Source organism: Kitasatospora sp. NPDC040550 (assembly GCF_055594965.1).
In genome coordinates this window covers 43,955-61,257 of record NZ_JBVIWC010000031.1, presented here as the reverse complement: position 1 = coordinate 61,257, position 17,303 = coordinate 43,955, and the positions used below count along the sequence as shown (strand labels likewise).

13 protein-coding genes and 2 pseudogenes are annotated in these 17,303 nt (G+C 74.4%); 8 read left to right on the top strand and 7 right to left on the bottom strand.

The window, feature by feature from the left end; all coding sequences use genetic code 11:
• The first annotated feature begins 54 nt into the window (after window positions 1–54).
• The gene (locus ACZ58X_RS34115; protein ID WP_470337440.1) at window positions 55–789 is read left to right on the top strand and encodes an SDR family NAD(P)-dependent oxidoreductase; all 735 of its coding nucleotides are present in this window, start codon (window positions 55–57) and stop codon (window positions 787–789) included.
• On the opposite strand, the gene ACZ58X_RS34110 is transcribed toward ACZ58X_RS34115, so the two are convergent.
• From ACZ58X_RS34110 to ACZ58X_RS34095, 4 genes and pseudogenes are all read right to left on the bottom strand, one after another.
• Entirely contained in the window at window positions 777–1,451 is a 675-nt protein-coding gene (locus ACZ58X_RS34110; RefSeq protein ID WP_470337439.1) for an HAD family hydrolase, read from the bottom strand. The two genes, ACZ58X_RS34115 and ACZ58X_RS34110, sit on opposite strands and share 13 nt — an antisense overlap.
• Window positions 1,452–1,528: 77 nt before the next feature.
• Window positions 1,529–2,257 (bottom strand): annotated as a pseudogene (locus tag ACZ58X_RS34105) (Ig domain-containing protein); the annotation flags it as partial.
• A 201-nt stretch (window positions 2,258–2,458) separates the two neighbouring features.
• Window positions 2,459–2,896: pseudogene (locus tag ACZ58X_RS34100) on the bottom strand (trypsin-like peptidase domain-containing protein); the annotation flags it as partial.
• Between the two features lie 366 nt (window positions 2,897–3,262).
• The gene (locus tag ACZ58X_RS34095; RefSeq protein WP_470337438.1) at window positions 3,263–4,177 is read right to left on the bottom strand and encodes a hypothetical protein; all 915 of its coding nucleotides are present in this window, start codon (window positions 4,175–4,177) and stop codon (window positions 3,263–3,265) included.
• 156 nt (window positions 4,178–4,333) lie between these two features.
• Here ACZ58X_RS34095 and ACZ58X_RS34090 point away from each other — a divergent pair, with 156 nt between their 5' ends.
• Both ACZ58X_RS34090 and ACZ58X_RS34085 read left to right on the top strand, forming a co-directional pair.
• Window positions 4,334–5,455: an alpha/beta hydrolase gene (locus ACZ58X_RS34090; protein WP_470337437.1), complete on the top strand. Its 1,122-nt coding sequence runs from the start codon at window positions 4,334–4,336 to the stop codon at window positions 5,453–5,455.
• A gap of 122 nt (window positions 5,456–5,577) precedes the next feature.
• On the top strand, window positions 5,578–8,064 hold the full coding sequence (locus ACZ58X_RS34085; protein ID WP_470337436.1) for a glycosyltransferase family 39 protein: 2,487 nt from the start codon (window positions 5,578–5,580) through the stop codon (window positions 8,062–8,064).
• A 126-nt stretch (window positions 8,065–8,190) separates the two neighbouring features.
• Here the strand turns inward: ACZ58X_RS34085 and ACZ58X_RS34080 are convergent, their stop codons facing one another.
• From ACZ58X_RS34080 to moaA, 3 genes are all read right to left on the bottom strand, one after another.
• Window positions 8,191–9,786, bottom strand: a complete 1,596-nt coding sequence (locus ACZ58X_RS34080) for an alpha/beta hydrolase (protein WP_470337435.1) — start codon at window positions 9,784–9,786, stop codon at window positions 8,191–8,193.
• A gap of 148 nt (window positions 9,787–9,934) precedes the next feature.
• A complete protein-coding gene (locus ACZ58X_RS34075) occupies window positions 9,935–10,651 on the bottom strand; it encodes an HNH endonuclease family protein (RefSeq protein ID WP_470337482.1) in 717 nt (238 codons plus the stop codon).
• A gap of 205 nt (window positions 10,652–10,856) precedes the next feature.
• A complete protein-coding gene (gene moaA, locus ACZ58X_RS34070) occupies window positions 10,857–11,852 on the bottom strand; it encodes a GTP 3',8-cyclase MoaA (protein ID WP_470337434.1) in 996 nt (331 codons plus the stop codon).
• A gap of 141 nt (window positions 11,853–11,993) precedes the next feature.
• Here moaA and ACZ58X_RS34065 point away from each other — a divergent pair, with 141 nt between their 5' ends.
• The 5 genes from ACZ58X_RS34065 (at window position 11,994) to ACZ58X_RS34045 (ending at window position 17,255) form a co-directional block, all read left to right on the top strand.
• Window positions 11,994–12,683: a nucleotidyltransferase family protein gene (locus ACZ58X_RS34065; protein WP_470337433.1), complete on the top strand. Its 690-nt coding sequence runs from the start codon at window positions 11,994–11,996 to the stop codon at window positions 12,681–12,683.
• Between the two features lie 100 nt (window positions 12,684–12,783).
• Complete coding sequence (locus tag ACZ58X_RS34060) at window positions 12,784–13,653, top strand: hypothetical protein (RefSeq protein WP_470337432.1); 870 nt, start codon at window positions 12,784–12,786, stop codon at window positions 13,651–13,653.
• Window positions 13,654–13,914: 261 nt separating this feature from the next.
• On the top strand, window positions 13,915–14,751 hold the full coding sequence (locus tag ACZ58X_RS34055; RefSeq protein WP_470337431.1) for a hypothetical protein: 837 nt from the start codon (window positions 13,915–13,917) through the stop codon (window positions 14,749–14,751).
• 168 nt (window positions 14,752–14,919) lie between these two features.
• Complete coding sequence (locus ACZ58X_RS34050; protein ID WP_470337430.1) at window positions 14,920–15,951, top strand: (2Fe-2S)-binding protein; 1,032 nt, start codon at window positions 14,920–14,922, stop codon at window positions 15,949–15,951.
• Window positions 15,952–16,181: 230 nt separating this feature from the next.
• Window positions 16,182–17,255, top strand: coding sequence for a DUF2637 domain-containing protein (locus ACZ58X_RS34045; RefSeq protein ID WP_470337429.1), 1,074 nt, complete (start codon window positions 16,182–16,184; stop codon window positions 17,253–17,255).
• Window positions 17,256–17,303: the final 48 nt, after the last annotated feature.

Here is a 17,303-nt window from a genome sequence, read left to right as displayed (position 1 = left end):
ACCACCCTCGGCAGTGCTCTCCCGGCCCCGCCGCCGCCCGGCCAGAGTCGAGGCATGACCACGAACCGCATCGTCCTGATCACCGGCGCCAACAAGGGCATCGGCCTCGCCACCGCCACCGAACTCGCCCGCGCCGGGCACACCCTGCTGCTCGGCGCCCGCGACCCCGAGCGCGGCGCCGCGGCCGCCGCCACCCTCACCGCCCAGGGCCTGACCGCCCGCGCCGTCCGCCTGGACGTCACCGACCCGGCGACCGTCACCGCCGCGGCCGCACTGATCGACGCCGAGCACGGCCGGCTGGACACCCTCGTCAACAACGCCGGCATCACCCGGGACCTCGGCACCACCCCGGAGAACCTGCCCCTGGACGACCTGCGCGCGACCTACGAGACCAACGTGTTCGGCGCCGTCACCGTCATCAACGCCATGCTGCCGCTGCTGCGCCGCTCGCCGGCCGCGCTGATCGGCAACGTCTCCAGCGGCCTCGGCAGCTCCTCCGTCCTCGCCGACCCGGACACCCCGGCCGGCGAGTACGCGGCGCTGCTCGGCTACAACACCTCCAAGGCCGCGCTGAACGCCGTCACCCTGGTCTACGCCCGTACCCTGCGCGCCGAGGGGATCAAGGTCAGCGCCCTGGAACCGGGCCACTGCGCGACCGACCTCAACCACCACTCCGGCCCGTCCGACGTCCAGGAGGGCGGCCGCCGGATCGCCCACCAGCTCGGCGCGGCCCTGACCGGGCCGACCGGCCGGTTCTTCCACCCCGACGGCGGCACCTACCCCTGGTGAACCGCCCCGGCGGCGATCAGCGCGGGCAGCTCCCGCATGTCGTCGAACACCACCGTGCCCGGCCCGGCCAGCCGCTCCGCCGCCGTGACGCCGCCCGCGTAGCCGAGCGCCCGCATCCCGGCGGCACGGGCGGCCGTCACCCCGGGGCCGCTGTCCTCGACCACCACGCACGCCGCCGGGTCGACGCCCATGCCGCGCGCGGCGTGCAGGAACAGGTCGGGCGCGGGCTTGCCGCGCCCGACCTCGGTGGCACTGTAGATCCGGCCCTCGAAGCGCCCGTACAGCCCGGTCCGGCCCAGCGTGTGCCGCATCTTCTCGTGCGTGCCGCTGGACGCCACGCACATCGGCAGCCCGAGCCCCGCCAGGGCGTCCAGCGCCTCCGGCAGCCCGTCCACCGGCGTCAGCCCGGCGTCCACGGCCTCGGCGTGCAGCTCGCGGAACCGCTTGTCGAACAGCGTCGCGGCCTCCTCCCCGAACCGCTCCGCCACCATCGCGTGGTTGGCCGCCTCCGACCGCCCGACGAACCTCTCGACCACCTCGGCCCCGCTGAGCGGCCACCCGAGCTCGGCGGTGAGCTGCCCGACCACGCGTACGGCGATCACCTCGCTGTCCACCAGGACGCCGTCGCAGTCGAATATCACCAGTTCTATCGGCTCGATCATCCGATCAGCATAGGCCGGGCCCGATAACGGTCAGGGCCCGGCGGCCGTGGCCGCCGGGCCCGTCGTCCGACTGTGCGTCAGCTGGTCTGGACGGAGGTGTCGTCGATCACGAAGCTGGTCTGCAGCGAGGAGTCCTCGGTGCCGGTGAACTTCACGGTGACCGTCTGGCCCGCGTAGGCCGAGAGGTCGAAGGTGCGCTGCTGGTAGCCGGCCGCGGCGTCCACGTTCGAGTAGGTCTTGAGCGTGGTGCCGTTGACCGAGACGGCCAGCTTGTCGTACGCGGTGCTGCCGGTCTCGGCGGTGTCGACGTGCAGCCAGAAGCTCAGCGTCGCCTTGCAGCCCGCCGGGATGCTCACCGTCTGGGACAGCGTGTCGGTGTGGGTGCTCCCGTAGCCGTCCAGGTACGCCTTCCAGCTACCGCCGTGGGACGGCTCCGAGGAGCTGTTGTCGATCACGCCGCTGGACGCGGTCCACGGCGACGCCGTGCCGGTCTCGAAGCCCGGGTTGCCGAGCAGCTGGGCCGGGGTGCAGGAGCCGCCGCCACCACCGGTGACCGTCCAGGTGAAGCTGGTCGTACCGGACTTGCCGGCCGAGTCCTTCACCGTGACCGTCACGTTGGAGCTGCCCGCGGCGGTCGGCGAGCCGGTGATCACACCGGTCGAGGCGTTGATGGCCAGGCCGGCCGGCAGCCCCGTCGCCGAGTAGGACAGCGGCGCCGTCCCGCCCGAGGCCTTGATCTGCAGGTTGACCGAGCCGCCCACCGCGGTGGACTGGTCACCGGGGTTGCCCACCGAGACGGCGGCGCCGGCCGGCTTGGTGAGCAGGCAGCCGGGCACGGTGAGGTCGACGGTCCGGGCGGAGTTGACGCAGGTGGTGAACCAGTAGGTCTCCTCGCCGTAACTCTGGCCCTTGAAGGCCTTGGTGGAGCCGTCGGCGGCGACCTCACAGGGGTTGTTGAGGGTGCACATCTCACCGTCGTCGTTGCCGGTGTTGTTGATGCCGACGATCCGCCCGCTCGCGGAGTCGATGATCGGCGAACCGGAGGTGCCGTGGGTGGTGTTGCAGCCGGAGCTGTAGCGCAGCGAGTCGTGCCAGCTCCACTGGTCCTCGCGCAGGGTGGGCACGAACCCGTTGACGGAGCAGTTCCACACCTGCTTCCAGTACGAGGACGGGATGTACATCGAGGAGCCGTCGACCGGGTGGGCGTCGTTGATGGTGAGGGCGGTGGCGCCGTACCGGGAGCTGATCGAGGCGAAGGTGTCGGTGAGTTCGTAGAGGGCGACGTCGGTGCCGGTCATCGTCGCGTAGATCACCTTGTCGGCCTGGACGGTGCCGAGGCTGTTGCCCGCGCCGTCCAGCAGGGTGCCGCTGCGGCTGGCGCTGACGTTCTGGATGACCTGGCCGTAGGGGGGCATGGTCGGCAGGCAGTGCCCGTTGGTGAGCATCATGGCCCGGTCGCCGGAGGCCGAGGTGGGGAACCGGACCAGCGAGGCGGAGCAGTCATCCAGGGCGATGGTCGACGTCAGGTCGGCGGCCTGGACGGCGTGGGCGGGGGCGGCGGCGAGGACCAGCCCTCCGGCGACGACGGCGCTCGCACCGGCCATCGCGACAAGTCTCTTGAACATGGCTCTCCTTGTGGGGGATCGCGGGCCGCCCGGCTGGTCGCCGAGGCCCACGCCCGCACGAAAGTGCCATGGTCACTTCAAACGGTCAACAGTTCCCGCACAACTCGCCACTCCACGGGCCGGGTTGTGCCATCGATCGGCAACAACCCGTCCTGGTATGCCCGTTACGGGCGGAGACGGAGCGGGCTACGGCTGCGGCGCGGCGTCCGCGTTCTGGCTCTCGGTCTTGGCGTTGCCGTTGCCCTCCCGCGGCCGGATGGTGATCGTCCAGATCGTCCCGCCGCCGTCCCGCTCGAACTCGTGCTTCTCCTGGAACTTGACGAAGTCGCATTCCTGGGTGAACTGCCGCGCCTCGGAGTCCCAGTCCACCCCGGTGGTGTAGTAGAAGTCGTACGAGCCGTCCCGGATGCCGTCGAGCGTGACGTGCTGCCCCTTCGCCGCGTACACCGAGGCCACCGCGGTGCCGTTCCGGGCGATCGTGAAGACCAGGTCCTTCGCGGCGTTGTTGTCGACCTCCAGTGAGCCCCTTCCGCTGTTCTCCCCGTCGCGGACCATCGTGCCGTTCTCCAGGGTCCGCGGCTTCTCCTGCGGCTTGGGCAGCTCCGGGACGGTGAACGTGCCCTGGTAGCCCGCCGCCGTCAGCTCGGTGAGGGCGGTCGAGACGGCCGGCAGCCCCTGCTCGACGCCGAGCCGCGCCTTGCCGGTCTCCACGCCGCAGAGCTTGTTGCTCCTGAGGTCGGAGCGGAGGACCGATGCCTCGTGGGAGAGCGAGTCCAGGGCACTCACTAGGTCGGTGTGGGCGGATTCGGCGCCGGCGGGCGTTCCGACGCCCTTCAGGCTCCGGGAGGCGTGGTAGGAGTCGGACTCGACGGCGGCGAGCGCGATGTTGAGATCGGCCGTGGTCTTGGCCGCGGCGGCCTTGGTCAACCCGGTGCCGATCGGCTTGAGGGCCTGGTCGATCGTGGTGCCGTACGGCGTCGCGGTGGCCGTCGGCGTCGCACTCGGCGCGGCCGCCCCGCCCGGGCCTCCACCCCCGCCCGAGCACGACGCGAGCAGCAGCGCCGCACCGACGGCCAGAACGGACTTACCCGTGGACCCCATGAACTTCACAACCCCACCCCGAGGAAACCGTGCGCACACCCCGTACACACCCCGCGACATCGTGCCGACCACGAACCACCCCGGTCAACAGCTTTCGAACGGTCGCCCGCAGGGGCCGTCCCGGTCCGCCCACCGGGGTCAACTACGATCGGGCACGTGCTCAGCCTCACCGGACTCCCCCTCCAGGTCATCACGTCGGTCATCGCGATCGTCGTCTTCGCCGCCACCATGTGGTTCTGGCCCAAGTTCGGCGGCAGGGGCTGGAAGTCCTGGCTGGGCCGGATCGGCGCCTTCCTGGCCACCCAGCTGTCGGTGCTGGCCGCGATGGGCCTGATCGCCAACAGCTACTTCGGCTTCTACAGCTCCTGGACCGACCTGCTGGGCACGAGCGGCGGCCTCGGCACGGTGGTCGACCACCAGCCGAACGCCTCCGGGGTGTCCGTCACCGGCGAGCAGAAGTTCTACTCGTCCCAGGGTTCGGAGCCGGACCGCTCCGGGCTGATCCAGAAGGTCGACGTCAAAGGGGCCGGCACCGGTCTGAGCACCGAGGCGTACGTCTACCTGCCGCCGCAGTACTTCCAGCCGGGCTTCGCCAAGCAGCGCTTCCCGATGGCCGTGGTGCTGACCGGCTACCCGGGCATCCCGGAGAAGCTGATCTCGCTGATGCAGTACCCGGCGTCCGCCCTCGAGGCCATCGAGCAGAAGAAGCTGCCGCCGACCATCCTGGTGATGACCCGCCCGACCCTGGTCGACAACCGGGACACCGAGTGCGTCGACGTGCCGAACGGCCCCCAGGTCGAGACCTTCTTCACCAGCGACCTGCCCAAGGCCCTCGCCACCACCTACCGGATCGGCACCGACCCGGCCAACCGGGCCGTGATCGGCAACTCCACCGGCGGCTACTGCGCGCTCAAGTTCGCCCTGCGCAAGCCCGACTCCTACCCGGCCGCGGTCGCGCTCTCCGGCTACTACAGCGCCGCCCACGACCCGACCACCGGCGACCTGTTCGGCGGCAACGACAAGCTCAAGCAGGAGAACGACCTGCTGTGGCGGCTCAAGAACCAGCCGGCCGCGCCGGTCTCGCTGCTGCTGACGACCGCGTTCGACGAGAACAACTACGACGAGACCAAGGCCATGGTCGCCGCCTTCAAGGCGCCCACCAAGATGTCCACGATCACCCTGGACACGGCCGGCCACAACTTCCACACCTGGACCCGGGAGATCCCCCCGGCCCTGGAGTGGCTGGGCAAGCACATCACCATGCCGGCCGCCGCCTGAGCGACCCGACCGGATGAGAGCCCGCTGAACCCGTTGCCGGACGGGTGGAGACCGGGCAGATCACACCCGCCTCACAGCCGCATCTCACGGTTCTCTCAGCCACGCCACGCACGGTATGGCGCATGACCACGAGCAGCTACTCCCCTCCGGCCGGCGATCCGTGGCCCGAGGCCGCGAACTACCCGCCGCCGGAGGTGCCGCAGCCGGAGGCCGGACGGCCGGCCCCGGCGCCGCTCTTCCCCGAGCAGCCCCTGCCGCCGACCGGCCCCAAGGGCCCGGCCTCCTGGTCCGGACGGCTGCGCACCCTCCCGGCCCGCGCCTGGCGCGGGCGCGCGGACGACCCGCGCTGGGTGCGCCCGGCCCTGCTGGCGCTGATGGCCGCGACGGTCGTGCTCTACCTGTGGGGCCTGGGCGCCTCCGGCTGGGCCAACGCCTTCTACTCGGCGGCCGTGCAGGCCGGCAGCCAGAGCTGGAAGGCCTTCTTCTTCGGCTCCTCCGACGCCGGCAACTTCATCACCGTCGACAAGCCCCCGGCGTCCCTGTGGCCGATGGCACTGTCGGTGCGGCTGTTCGGCCTCTCCTCCTGGTCGATCCTGGCCCCGCAGGCGCTGATGGGCGCCGCCACCGTGGGCGCGCTGTACGCGACGGTGCGCCGCCGCTTCTCCCCGCTCGGCGGCCTGCTGGCGGGCGCGGCACTGGCGCTCACCCCGGTCGCGGCGCTGATGTTCCGCTTCAACAACCCGGACGCGCTGCTGGTGCTGCTGCTGACCCTGGCCGCGTACGGGATGGTGCGGGCGGTCGAGACGGCGAGCACCAGGTGGCTGCTGTTCACCGGCGCGATGTTCGGCTTCGCCTTCCTCACCAAGACGCTGGCGGCCTTCCTGATCCTGCCCGCGTTCGCGGTGATCTACCTGGTCGTGGCGCCCACCGGCTTCTGGCGGCGGCTGCGGCAGACCCTGCTCGCGGGCGTGGCCGTGCTGGTCGCCGGCGGCTGGTGGGTGGCGATCGTGGAGTTGTTGCCCGCCTCGGCCCGCCCGTACGTCGGCGGCTCGCAGGACAACGACTTCCTGTCGCTGACCTTCGGCTACAACGGCCTCGGCCGGGTCGACGGCAACGAGCGCGGCAGCGTGGGCGGCGGCGGCCGGATGCCCGCCGGGCTCGACCTGCCGGGCGGCGCCGGACACAACCGGGGCTGGGGCCAGACCGGCATCACCCGGCTGTTCGGCAGCGACATCGGCGGGCAGATCGCCTGGCTGCTGCCGGCCGCGCTGATCCTGCTGGTGGTCGGCCTCTGGGCGACCCGCCGCTACGCCCGTCCGGACACGGCCCGCGCGGCCTTCCTGGTCTGGGGCGGCTGGCTGGTCTCGACCGCGCTGGTTTTCAGCTTCATGTCCGGGATCTTCCACCAGTACTACACGGTGGCGCTGGCCCCGGCCGTCGCGGCCCTGTTCGGCATGGGCGTGGACGGCCTGTGGCGGGCCCGGCACCGGCTGCCGTACGCGCTGCTGCTGGCCGGCGTGCTCGCGGTGACGGCCGGGTGGGCGTTCGTCCTGCTCGGGCGCAGCTCCGACTTCCTGCCCTGGCTGCGCTGGGTGGTGCTGGTCGGCGGACTGGCGGCCGCGGGGGCGCTGGTCGCCGGGCAGGTGGCGGGCCGGGTCTCCGGACGGACGGGCGCGCGGATCGCCTCGGTGGCGGGCCTGGTGGGCCTGGCGGCGGCGCTCGGCGGGCCGGCCGCGTACGCGGTGGACACCGTGGGGACGGCGCACAACGGCTCGATCATCACGGCCGGTCCGTCCGTGAAGGGTGCGGGCTTCGGGCCGGGCTCCTTCGGCAAGGGCGGCAAGGGCGGCCGGGGCTTCCCGGGCGGCTTCGGCGGCGGCCAGGGCGGCCAGGGCGGTCAGGGCGGCTTCAACGGCAGCCAGGGCGGCCAAGGCGGTCAGGGCGGCTTCGGCGGGCGGGGTGGTCAGGGCGGCCACGGCTTCCCGGGCGGTCAGAACGGCCAGGGCGGCCAGGGCGGCCAGGGCGGTTTCAACGGCGGCTCCGGCCGGGGCGCCGACGGCGCCGCCCCCGGCGGCCGTCACGAGCGCGGCGCGGGCGGGTCCACCGGCTCCGGCGGCACCTCCGGTGCGCCCGGCTTCCCCGGGTTCCCGGGCGGCGGCCAGGCCCCCGAGGGCGCGGGCACCGGCGGCCCCGGCGGCTTCGGCGGCGGGATGGGCGGCCTGCTCGGCGGCACCAAGGTGAGCGACGAGGCGAAGTCCCTGCTCTCGCAGGACGCCGACCGGTACACCTGGGCGGCCGCCACCACCGGTTCGCAGAACGCCGCGAGCTACCAACTCGCCACCGGCAAGCCGGTGATGGCGCTCGGCGGCTTCAACGGCACGGACCCCTCGCTCAGCCTGGCGGGCTTCCAGAAGTACGTCCAGGAGGGCAAGGTGCACTGGTTCGTCGGCGGCGGCTCGCACCGCGGCTTCGGCGGCGCGGGCGGCGAGGACTCGGAGGGCGGCCAGCAGACCGAGGCGGCGCAGATCGAGGCCTGGGTGACCGGCCACTTCACCGCCCGGACGGTCGGCGGCACCACCTTCTACGACCTGACGGCCCCGAAGGCCTGATCCGGTCGGCCCGACCCGGGCTCCGGGAACCCTGATCCCGGAGCCCGAACTCCCCAGGGGGCGTGCCGCGTTCGCGCGGCACGCCCCCTGGCGCAGGCCCCGCCGCCGGAGCCGTCCCACGCCCCGTCAGTCGGAGCCGCAGCGTGCCTCGGCGGCCGGCAGCGCCCCGTTCACCAGGTAGGCCTCGGCGGCGTCGCGCGCGCAGGAGCTGTGGTACCAGGACATGTGCCCGTCGCCGTCGCGGGTGAGCAGCACGCCGTGCTGCAGCCCGGCCGCCATCCGCTGCGCCCACACGTACGGGGTGATCGGGTCCTCCGTACCGCCGATCACCAGGATCGGGGCGCTGCCGGGCGCCGTCACGGTGTGCGGCCGCTCGGTGGAGCGGTACGGCCAGGCGCGGCAGTCGGGTTCGAGCAGGGCGAGCCGGGTGTCGTGGCGGCTGGTGAGCGGGGCCCGGGCGTCGAGGTCGGCGAGGGCGGTGCGCAGGTCGGCGTCGCTGGGGGCGAGCGGGGCGTCGGCGCAGTGGATGGCCGCGAAGGCGTCCGCGGCGTTCTCGTAGTGGCCGTCGTCGTCGCGGCCGGCGTTGCCGTCGGAGAAGCGGAGCAGTTCGTCGCCCTCGCCGCGGCTGAGGGCGGGGTCGAGGGCGGAGCGCAGCCGGGACCAGCTGCCGTGGCCGTCGGCGAGCGTGTCGATGACGACGCCCCAGCCGAGGGAGGCGGTGACGGTGCGGCCGTCGCGGGTGGGCAGCGGGTGGTCCTTGAGGCCGTCGAGGAAGTCGGCGAGCCGCCCCGGGGCGGCGCCCGGGTCGGTGCCGAGCGGGCAGCCGGCGCCCTCGGCGGTGCAGGCGGTGGCGAAGGCGCGGAAGCCGGCCTCGGTGGCGGCGGCCTGTTCGAGGTCGAGGTGCATCAGGTCGGTACTGCGTTCGACGGCGCCGTCGAGGACGAGCCGACCGGTGCGGTCGGGGAACTCCTCGGCGTAGAGCACGCCGAGGTAGGTGCCGTAGGAGAGGCCGAGGAAGTCGAGCTTGCGTTCGCCGAGGGCGCTGCGCAGCACGTCCATGTCGCGGGCGCTGTCGCGGGTGCCGAGGAACGGCAGGACGTCGGCGTACTTGGCCCGGCAGGCGTCGGCGAGGACCCGGCCCCGGTCGTAGGCCGGGTCGTCGGTGCGCATCCACTGCTCGCGGGTGCGGTCGTCCAGGCAGTCGACGGGCAGCGTGGCGCCGGAGCCGCGCGGGTCGAAGCCGACCACGTCGAAGCGGTCGCGCATCGGGCCCTGGCCGTCCTTCCAGCCCCGGGCCATGTTGACACCGGAGTTGCCGGGCCCGCCGGGGTTGACCAGCAGGGAGCCGATTCGGTGGGCGGGGTCGGCGGCGGGCACCCGGACGACGGCGACGTCGATGCTGCGGCCGCCGGGGTCGGCGTAGTCCAGCGGGGCCTTGAGGGTGGCGCACTGGACGGCCGGTGCGGCCGCCTCCGCGCCGTCGGTGCCCGCGTCGGCGCCCGCGTCGGCACCCCCGCCGTCGCAGGGCGCCCAGGCGAGCCGCTGGTCGTAGTACGCCCGGAGGGCCGGGGAGGCGCCGGCGGGCACCTGCTCGGCGAGCGGCGGGCGGCCGGTCGGCGCGGCCGCGGGGCGTGCGCCGCCGGGGCCGGAGCAGCCGGCGGCCAGGGCGAGGAGCAGGGCGGCGAGGGCGGGCAGGGCGCGTCGCCGCAGGCGGGGGGTCATCGGGGGCACCGCCCACGAATACCATCCGGCGCACCGTCGGGGCATCTCGCCCTCCGTTCCCCGCTGTCTCCTTGTCACTTCCTCAGCGCGCGCCGCGTCACTCCTCGGCGCGGCCGCGCGGTCCGGCAGGCGCGGAAGGATCGTTTCCTCACCCGCCGCACTGCAGGAGCATCGCCTTCTTGTCCGCCTCGGTGACCGGCAGCTGGTACTTGAGCGAGACCTGGGCGAAGCGCACCGCGTACGAGCAGCGGATCTCGGTGTCGGCGGGCAGCCAGTCGGCCGGGCCGGAGTCGCCCTTGGAGGCGTTCTGCGAGCCGTCGGCGGGGATCAGGTTGAGCGGGTCGTTGGCGATCCGGACCCGCTTGGCCTTGTCCCACGTGGCGGCGCCCATCTGCCAGTCGTAGGAGAGCGGCATCACGTGGTCGATCTGGATCTTCGACGCCTGCTGCTTGGTCCACTCGACGGTCCGGCCGGTGTACGGGTCGTGGATGGTCATCGCGGTGACCACGCAGTCCGAGCCGTCCTTGCGCTCGACCCCGCTGCCGTCGCGGGCCAGCAGGTCGTTGCGGGTGTCGCACTTGTTGCCGCCGTACGGAACGCCGTCGACGCTGTCCGTCCAGGCGGGGCCGAACTCGTTGCGGTCGTAGCCGTCCTTGGGGCCGGTACGGGCGGTGGCCACCTTGGCGATCAGCTCCCGGCCCGCCTTCCGCTGCTCCGGGGTGGTCAGCGGCGCCAGTCCGGGCCTGGTGCCGTCCGGGTTCTCCAGCGGACTGGTGCCGCTACCGACGGCGGACGGTCCGGACCCGCCCGGCGACTTCCCGCCCCGGCCCTCGACCAGCCAGCCGACCAGGGCGAGCAGGCATATCAGGAACACGGTGGCGGCGGACAGCCAGGTACGGCGGGCGGGCACGGAGAACTCCCGGGGTCAGGGGCGGGTTGACGGCGCACCAGCAGACCAGCCGCCCCAAGAGGAGGTCAAGCCGACGCCACGGGGAGCCCAAGAGCATGTCGAAGCTCACACTCCGTCGACTCCTCGGCCTCCCCGCCCCTCCCGCCGGAAGCCCCGGAGTTCAGCCCCCGATCGCCGACATCGGCCGGTCCGGCCGGACGAACCCGGCGCTGCCGATGGCGTGTCCGGGCCCCTTGCCCATCACCGAGGCCCGCCAAGCCTCCTCGATCCGCCCGTCGTCCGCACCCCCGCGCAACAGCGCGCGCAGGTCCGACTCCTCCGTCGCGAACAGGCAGTTGCGCAGCTGCCCGTCGGCCGTCAGCCGGACCCGGTCGCAGCCCCCGCAGAACGGCCGGGTGACGGAGGCGATCACCCCGATCACCGTGTCCGTCCCGGCGACCCGCCACTCCTCCGCCGGGGCGTTGCCGCTGCGCCCGACCGGCACCAGGTCGAAGCGCTCGCCGAGCCGGGCCAGCACCTCCTCGGCCGTCACCATCGCGGCGCGGTCCCAACTCCCCTGCGCGTCCAGGGGCATGGACTCGATGAAGCGCATCCGGTAGCCGTGTTCGACGGCGAAAGCCGCCAACTCCGGTATCTCGTCGTCGTTCACGCCGCGCACCGGCACCGCGTTGACCTTCACCGGATCCAGCCCGGCCGCCTTCGCCGCCGCCAGGCCCGCGAACACGTCGGCGATCCGGTCCCGCCGGGTGAGCGCCGCGAACCGGTCCGCGCGCAGCGTGTCCAGGCTGACGTTCACCCGCCCCAGCCCGGCCTCCCGCAGCGCGACCGCGGTCCGCGCCAGGCCGATCCCGTTGGTGGTCAGCGACAGCTCCACGCCCAGCGCGGCCAGCCGCCCGACCAGGCCCGGCAGCCCCCGCCGCAGCAGCGGCTCCCCGCCGGTCAGCCGCACCGAGCGCACCCCCAGGCGCCGTGCCGCGATCCGCACCAGCCGCACCACCTCGTCGTCCCCGAGCGCGTCCGCCCGGGGCAGCCAGTCCAGCCCCTCCGCCGGCATGCAGTACGTGCAGCGCAGGTTGCAGCGATCGGTCAGGGAGACCCGCAGATCGGTGTGGACCCGTCCGAAGCGGTCCACCAGCGGGCGCGGTGCGGTGTTCATCGCCCCAGTACAGGGGCAAGCGGGCCGCGGGACCAGCGGCCGAACCGCCGGGGACCGCCCGCGACCTGCGCCTTCGTCTTGTGGATTCGTACAAGCGCCGAACCGCTGCGGGACCGGGCCCGGACCGGGCAGGCTGGGCGCATGCAGACCACGCCGCCCGCCGTCCCGGCCCTCGTCCTCGCCGCCGGGGGCGGGCGCCGGCTCGGCGGGCGGCCCAAGGCGCTGATCCGGTACGCGGGCCGGCCGCTGGTGGAACACGCGGTGGCCACCGTCCGGGCCGGCGGCTGTCCGGACGTCACCGTGGTGCTGGGCGCGGACCGCGAGCGGGTGCGCTCCACCGCGCACCTGCCGGGCTGCCGACTGGCCGCCAACCCGGACTGGGCCGAGGGCATGGGCTCCTCGCTGCGGGCCGGACTGGCCGCGCTGCCGCCGCGGGCCCCGGCGGTGCTGGTGATGCTGGTGGACACCCCCGGCGTCACCCCGGCCGCGGTCGCCCGGCTGCTGGCCGCGCACCGGGCCGGCGCCGACCTGGCCGCCGCGGCGTACGGCGGACGGCGCGGACACCCGGTGCTGATCGGCGCGCGGCACTTCACCGAGGCCGCCGAGGGCGCGGCCGGGGACGCCGGGGCCCGCGCCCTGCTGGCGGCGCACGCCGGGGAACTCGTCCTGGTCGAGTGCGCGGACATCGCCGTCCCCGACGACCTGGACACCCCCGCCGACCTGGCCCGCTGGTCCGCGGACCGACCACCCCGCGAACACCGGCCGCGCATCCTCCCCGCGGAGGGGCCCGGCCTCGCCCCTGGCGGCGACCGGCCCCTGAACCGTCCCTGATCCGTCCCTGAGGATTGCCCCATTCCGCGCCCGGAGCCGGACGTTTCGGGGAGCATGGGAACCATCCACCCCGACCCGACACCGACGGACGGAGCCCGCGATGGCAGGACTGCCCGACGACTTCACCGGACACGACCCCGCGCGGTCGGGGCCGGCGGCGGGCGGTGGCGCCCGGGCGATCCGCTGCCCCGCCTGCCGCCGCGAGCACCTGTACGAGCCGCCGTCGCTGCCGTGTCCGTGCGGCGCCTCGCTGAAGGTCCCGCTGCTGCGCGGCGGGGTGCCGGTGCAGGTGCGGTTCCGCTCCTGGGAGGATTCCTGGCTGAGCATGCGCTGCCCGCACTGCGGCCGCTCCGACCAGTGGCCGCAGCCCGAGTTCACCTGCAACTGCGGCGCCACCGTCCGGCTCCCGGTGGACCGCACCACCCGGCTGAGCGGCGGCACCGCCGGCCCGCTCGCCGCCCCCGGCCCGCAGGCCGCCCGCCCGTACCCGGCGCACCCGGTGAACGCCCCGGTGCCCGCCCCGCCCGCCCCGCCCGCGCCGAACGGCGGCTCCGCCGGCCGCCCCCGCCCGTTCCGCCACCGCGCCCCGTTCCGACCCCACCCGGTGCGCACCTCCCAGGACGCGGTGTTCACCGCCGCCCGCTACCTGGAGTGGCTCGGCTTCGACGACCTGGAGCTGACCGAGGCCCAGGAACGCGACGGGGTCACCCTGCTGGGCGGCCGGATGGTCGCCCAGGTCGACACCTGGACCGAGCCCGCCGACGTGAAGTCGGTCGAGTGCCTGTGGCTGCAGACCCTGCACGCCGAGGAGATGGCCGCCGCCATGTTCACCCTGGCCGGCTACTCCCACCAGGCCACCGTGCGCGGCGAACAACTGCTGGTCGCCCTGTTCAGCCTGGACCTGGCCGGCGTGCCCCAACCCGCCAACGGCGCCGCCGAGGCCCTGATGGAGACCGGCTGGACCTCCTGACCCGACCCACCCGTCCCCCGGCGCCCCGGCACCCCGCCCCGGGCGCCCCGCCCCTGCGGCCCACTAGATCATCTCCCCGGCAAAAGCAACAACCTCCGCTCGTGATCTGGTGCACAAGCTCACCCCCGTGTTGAATTGCCGCCACAGCGCGGGCCTTTCGCCGTGCCGTCCACCCTGCCGTCGCCATGCGAACGGGTCGTGGCGGCAGGGCTCCAAGGCAGGTCCGCGCCCTTGCTGGATGGCGCACACAAGGAGGTGGCGTTGTCGGAGCACGGATGGAGCCCGAGCGGCCCGGACGAACGGGGGCGGGCGGCAGCGGAGGAACCGGGCGACACCGTGTGGCGGCTGCGGTCCCGGGGGTGCTGGCAGGAGGCCGCCGAACTCCTGCGACCCGCCGCCGAACACGACCCGGCCGCGGCCCTCGCACGGGCCGAACTCCTCATCGAACAGTGCCTGTTCACCGCCGCGCACTGGACCCAGGCGGAACAGGCGCTACGACTGGCCGAAGCCCTGGCGGAGGGCACCGAGCAACGCGCGGCCGCCGGCTGCGCCCGCGGCTTCCTCGCCTACCTGGCCAGCGTGCTCGGCCCGCGCGACCGCCTCGACGAGGCCCAGGCCGCCCTCGGCCGCACCTCGGCGCTGCTGCCGCCGGACGCGCCGGGCCGCCCCCTGCTGGACTTCCGACGCGGACTGGTCGCCGAGAACCTGCTGGGCGACCGCAGCGCCGCCTGGATCGCCTACCGCCGGGCGCACGAGGGCGCCGGGGAACGCGGGGACGAACTGCTCCGCTCCTACACCTGGCGGCACCTGGCCGCGCTCGCGCTCTCCCGCGGCGACCGCGGCAACGCCCGGGAGGGCTTCGACGCCTCCCTGCGACTGCGCGAGCAACTCGGCTTCACGGTGGGGGTGGCGCCGGCGCTCGCGGCGCTCGCCGAGGTGTCCGAACCCGCCGAGGCGGTGCGGCTGCGCGCCGAGGCCACCCGCCTGGTGCACGCCCTGGGCGGGGTACCGGTCTGGCTCGCACGCCAGCTCGGACGTGCGCCGGGGCCTCCCCCGGACGGACGCATCACCAGCGAGACCCGGGGAACAATCAGCTAAGGTGAGCCTAACCTGTCCGGGGTGAGCAGCGCCCCGGACAGGTCGCCTTGCTGTTCCCCGGGCACCGCCGCGCCCCGGACCGGCCGGGCCCGGCCGCGGCGGACCGTCCGCGACCGGCCCCGCCGGGCGGACCACCGGCGGCCCCGGTCGACCCGATGGGGCCCGCCCATGACCGCGAGCAGCACCCGGCCCGGCCCCGCGCCGCGCACCCCCCGCACCACCCGGGCACACGACCACCCCCAGGCACACGACCACCCCCACGCGCCGGACACCCCCACCCCCTGCGCCCCCTCGTACCACCGGCTGACCGCGCTCGCCCCGATGCTCGACCTGCACTGCGCCCCGCCCCGGCACGGCGACGGCTGGCTGCCGGTCGACGCGCTCACCACCGACCCGGCGGCGCTGCGCGAACTGGTCGCCCACGACGCCCGGCAGGGCCTGACCCGCTACGGGCGGCCGCTGCGCCCCGACGTGGCGGCCGGCTTCGGACTGCACCGCTTCGTCTGGCCGGTCTCACTGCTGTTCACCGTGCCGTGGTTCCTGGAACGGCGCGTCCCGCTGCTCGACCCCGGCGACGTCTCGGTGCACCGCACCCCGGCCGCGATGGAACTGACGGTGCGCCCGGAGGCCTTCGTCTGCCTGCCGGACGACCCGGCGGCCCGCACGGCCGGGGCCCGTACGGTACCGGACGAGGACGCGCTCGCGGCCGAACTGCGGCGCGCCCTGGGCGAGTTCCTGACCCCGGTGCTGGCCGCCTTCGGGCCGGAGGCGCGGCGCGGGCCCCGGGTGCTGTGGGCGATGGCCACCGACGCGGTGGTGGAGGGGCTCTGGTACGCGGGCGGGCTGCTCGGGGAGCAGGAGCGGGCGCGCGCCGAGCTGTCCGCCCTGCTGGCACCCGGGGAGCCCGCCGCGCCGCCCTCCTCCGGACCGGCCCCCGCCGGGGCCTCCGCCTCCGGAGCATCCCCGTCCGGAGCGTCCCCGTCCGGAGCGTCCTCCCCCGGACCGGCGCGCACGCCCGGCGCGGACCGGGGCCCCGCTCCCGCCCCGGCCCCCTTCACCCCGGGCGCCGGTTTCGCACCCCCGGCGCCCGGCTGCGGCGGTGCTTCGGGTACGGACCGCGCCCGGGCCAGCTGTTGCCTCGTCTACACCGTGGAATCCGCGGAAATGTGCAACGGCTGCCCCCGTGTCACGCGACGTTGACGGAAATCCGTACGACCCGGGATTCGAAAAGCCCGTGATTCCGGGAATGTCCCGCACCGAATTCATATGACAATGAGATTGACAACGGGTCAGAAATCCCTCTCCTCAGCGCATTGACGGCGAATCCGCCTTTCCCCCGCCGGGCATCCGTCATGATGGTCCCCGCCGCGCTGCTGGAACGCAGTGGGCGGCGCAGGAACGCGACGCAGAAAGCGAGGCTGGTTCCGGCAATGAAATTGTCCGACATACCGCTCGGCTGGGCCGTCACCGGGGTCGTGGGGCTGCTGGTCAGCGCCCTCCTGGTGGCCCTGGCCCGGAGCCGGGGATCCGCCGCCGGCGCGGATTCCTGGGAGCGTTCCGAGGAACGGCGCCGCAACAAGGAATCCCTGTACGGCGCGGCCTCCTACACGCTGCTGTTCTGCTGCGCCGGCGTCGCGGCCGCGCTCTCCTTCCACGGCCTGGTCGGCTTCGGCGTGCAGAACCTCGGCCTGTCCGGCGGCTGGGAGTACCTCGTCCCGTTCGGCCTCGACGGCGCCGCGATGTTCTGCTCGGTGCTCGCCGTCCGCGAGGCCAGCCACGGCGACGCGGCGCTCGGCTCCCGCCTGCTGGTCTGGCTCTTCGCCGGAGCCTCGGCCTGGTTCAACTGGGTGCACGCCCCGCGCGGCTTCGGCCACGCCGGCGCCCCGCAGTTCTTCTCCGGCATGTCGCTGTCCGCCGCGGTCCTGTTCGACCGCGCGCTCAAGCAGACCCGCCGGGCCGCCCTGCGCGAACAGGGCCTGGTGCCCCGTCCGCTGCCGCAGATCCGCATCGTCCGCTGGCTGCGCGCCCCGCGCGAGACCTACGCGGCCTGGTCGCTGATGCTCCTGGAGGGCGTGCGCAGCCTGGACGAGGCAGTGGACGAGGTCCGCGACGAGAAGCGGGAGCGCGCCATGGAGAAGGAGCGCCGCAAGCTCGCCGGGCGACGCGAGCGGGCCGAGATCCGGGCGATCAACCGCGGCAGCGGCCACTGGCGCGGACGCGGCGGCGCCGCACGGCAGTTGGAGTCGGCCGGCCCGGAGTCCGCGATAACCGGCGGGCCCGGGGCGGAACTCCCGGCAGGCGCCCGGGAGGCCGGGGCCGTCGGCGCCGCCGAGACGGGCGCGCGCGAGGTCGAGGCGGCCGGGGGCGCCGTCGTCCAGCCGGGCCTGCCGGCCCGTCCGGAGCGGCGCACCATCGACCTCACCGCCGACGAGGACACCGTCACGCTCCCCCGGCTGGACTCGCTGGAACGCAAACTGAAGGACCTGGAGCAGCAGTTCGGCTGACCCGGCCCCGGGGCGGGGCCGCCGCCCCGGGGACCCGCGTTCGCCCGG

Coding starts and splice junctions, on each gene's coding strand:
- ACZ58X_RS34050 (WP_470337430.1), top strand. CDS start 14,920: ATGACCGCGAGCAGCACCCGGCCCGGCCCCGCGCCGCGCACCCCCCGC.
- ACZ58X_RS34115 (WP_470337440.1), top strand. CDS start 55: ATGACCACGAACCGCATCGTCCTGATCACCGGCGCCAACAAGGGCATC.
- ACZ58X_RS34080 (WP_470337435.1), bottom strand. CDS start 9,786: ATGACCCCCCGCCTGCGGCGACGCGCCCTGCCCGCCCTCGCCGCCCTG.
- ACZ58X_RS34045 (WP_470337429.1), top strand. CDS start 16,182: ATGAAATTGTCCGACATACCGCTCGGCTGGGCCGTCACCGGGGTCGTG.
- moaA (WP_470337434.1), bottom strand. CDS start 11,852: ATGAACACCGCACCGCGCCCGCTGGTGGACCGCTTCGGACGGGTCCAC.
- ACZ58X_RS34060 (WP_470337432.1), top strand. CDS start 12,784: ATGGCAGGACTGCCCGACGACTTCACCGGACACGACCCCGCGCGGTCG.
- ACZ58X_RS34085 (WP_470337436.1), top strand. CDS start 5,578: ATGACCACGAGCAGCTACTCCCCTCCGGCCGGCGATCCGTGGCCCGAG.
- ACZ58X_RS34110 (WP_470337439.1), bottom strand. CDS start 1,451: ATGATCGAGCCGATAGAACTGGTGATATTCGACTGCGACGGCGTCCTG.
- ACZ58X_RS34065 (WP_470337433.1), top strand. CDS start 11,994: ATGCAGACCACGCCGCCCGCCGTCCCGGCCCTCGTCCTCGCCGCCGGG.
- ACZ58X_RS34095 (WP_470337438.1), bottom strand. CDS start 4,177: ATGGGGTCCACGGGTAAGTCCGTTCTGGCCGTCGGTGCGGCGCTGCTG.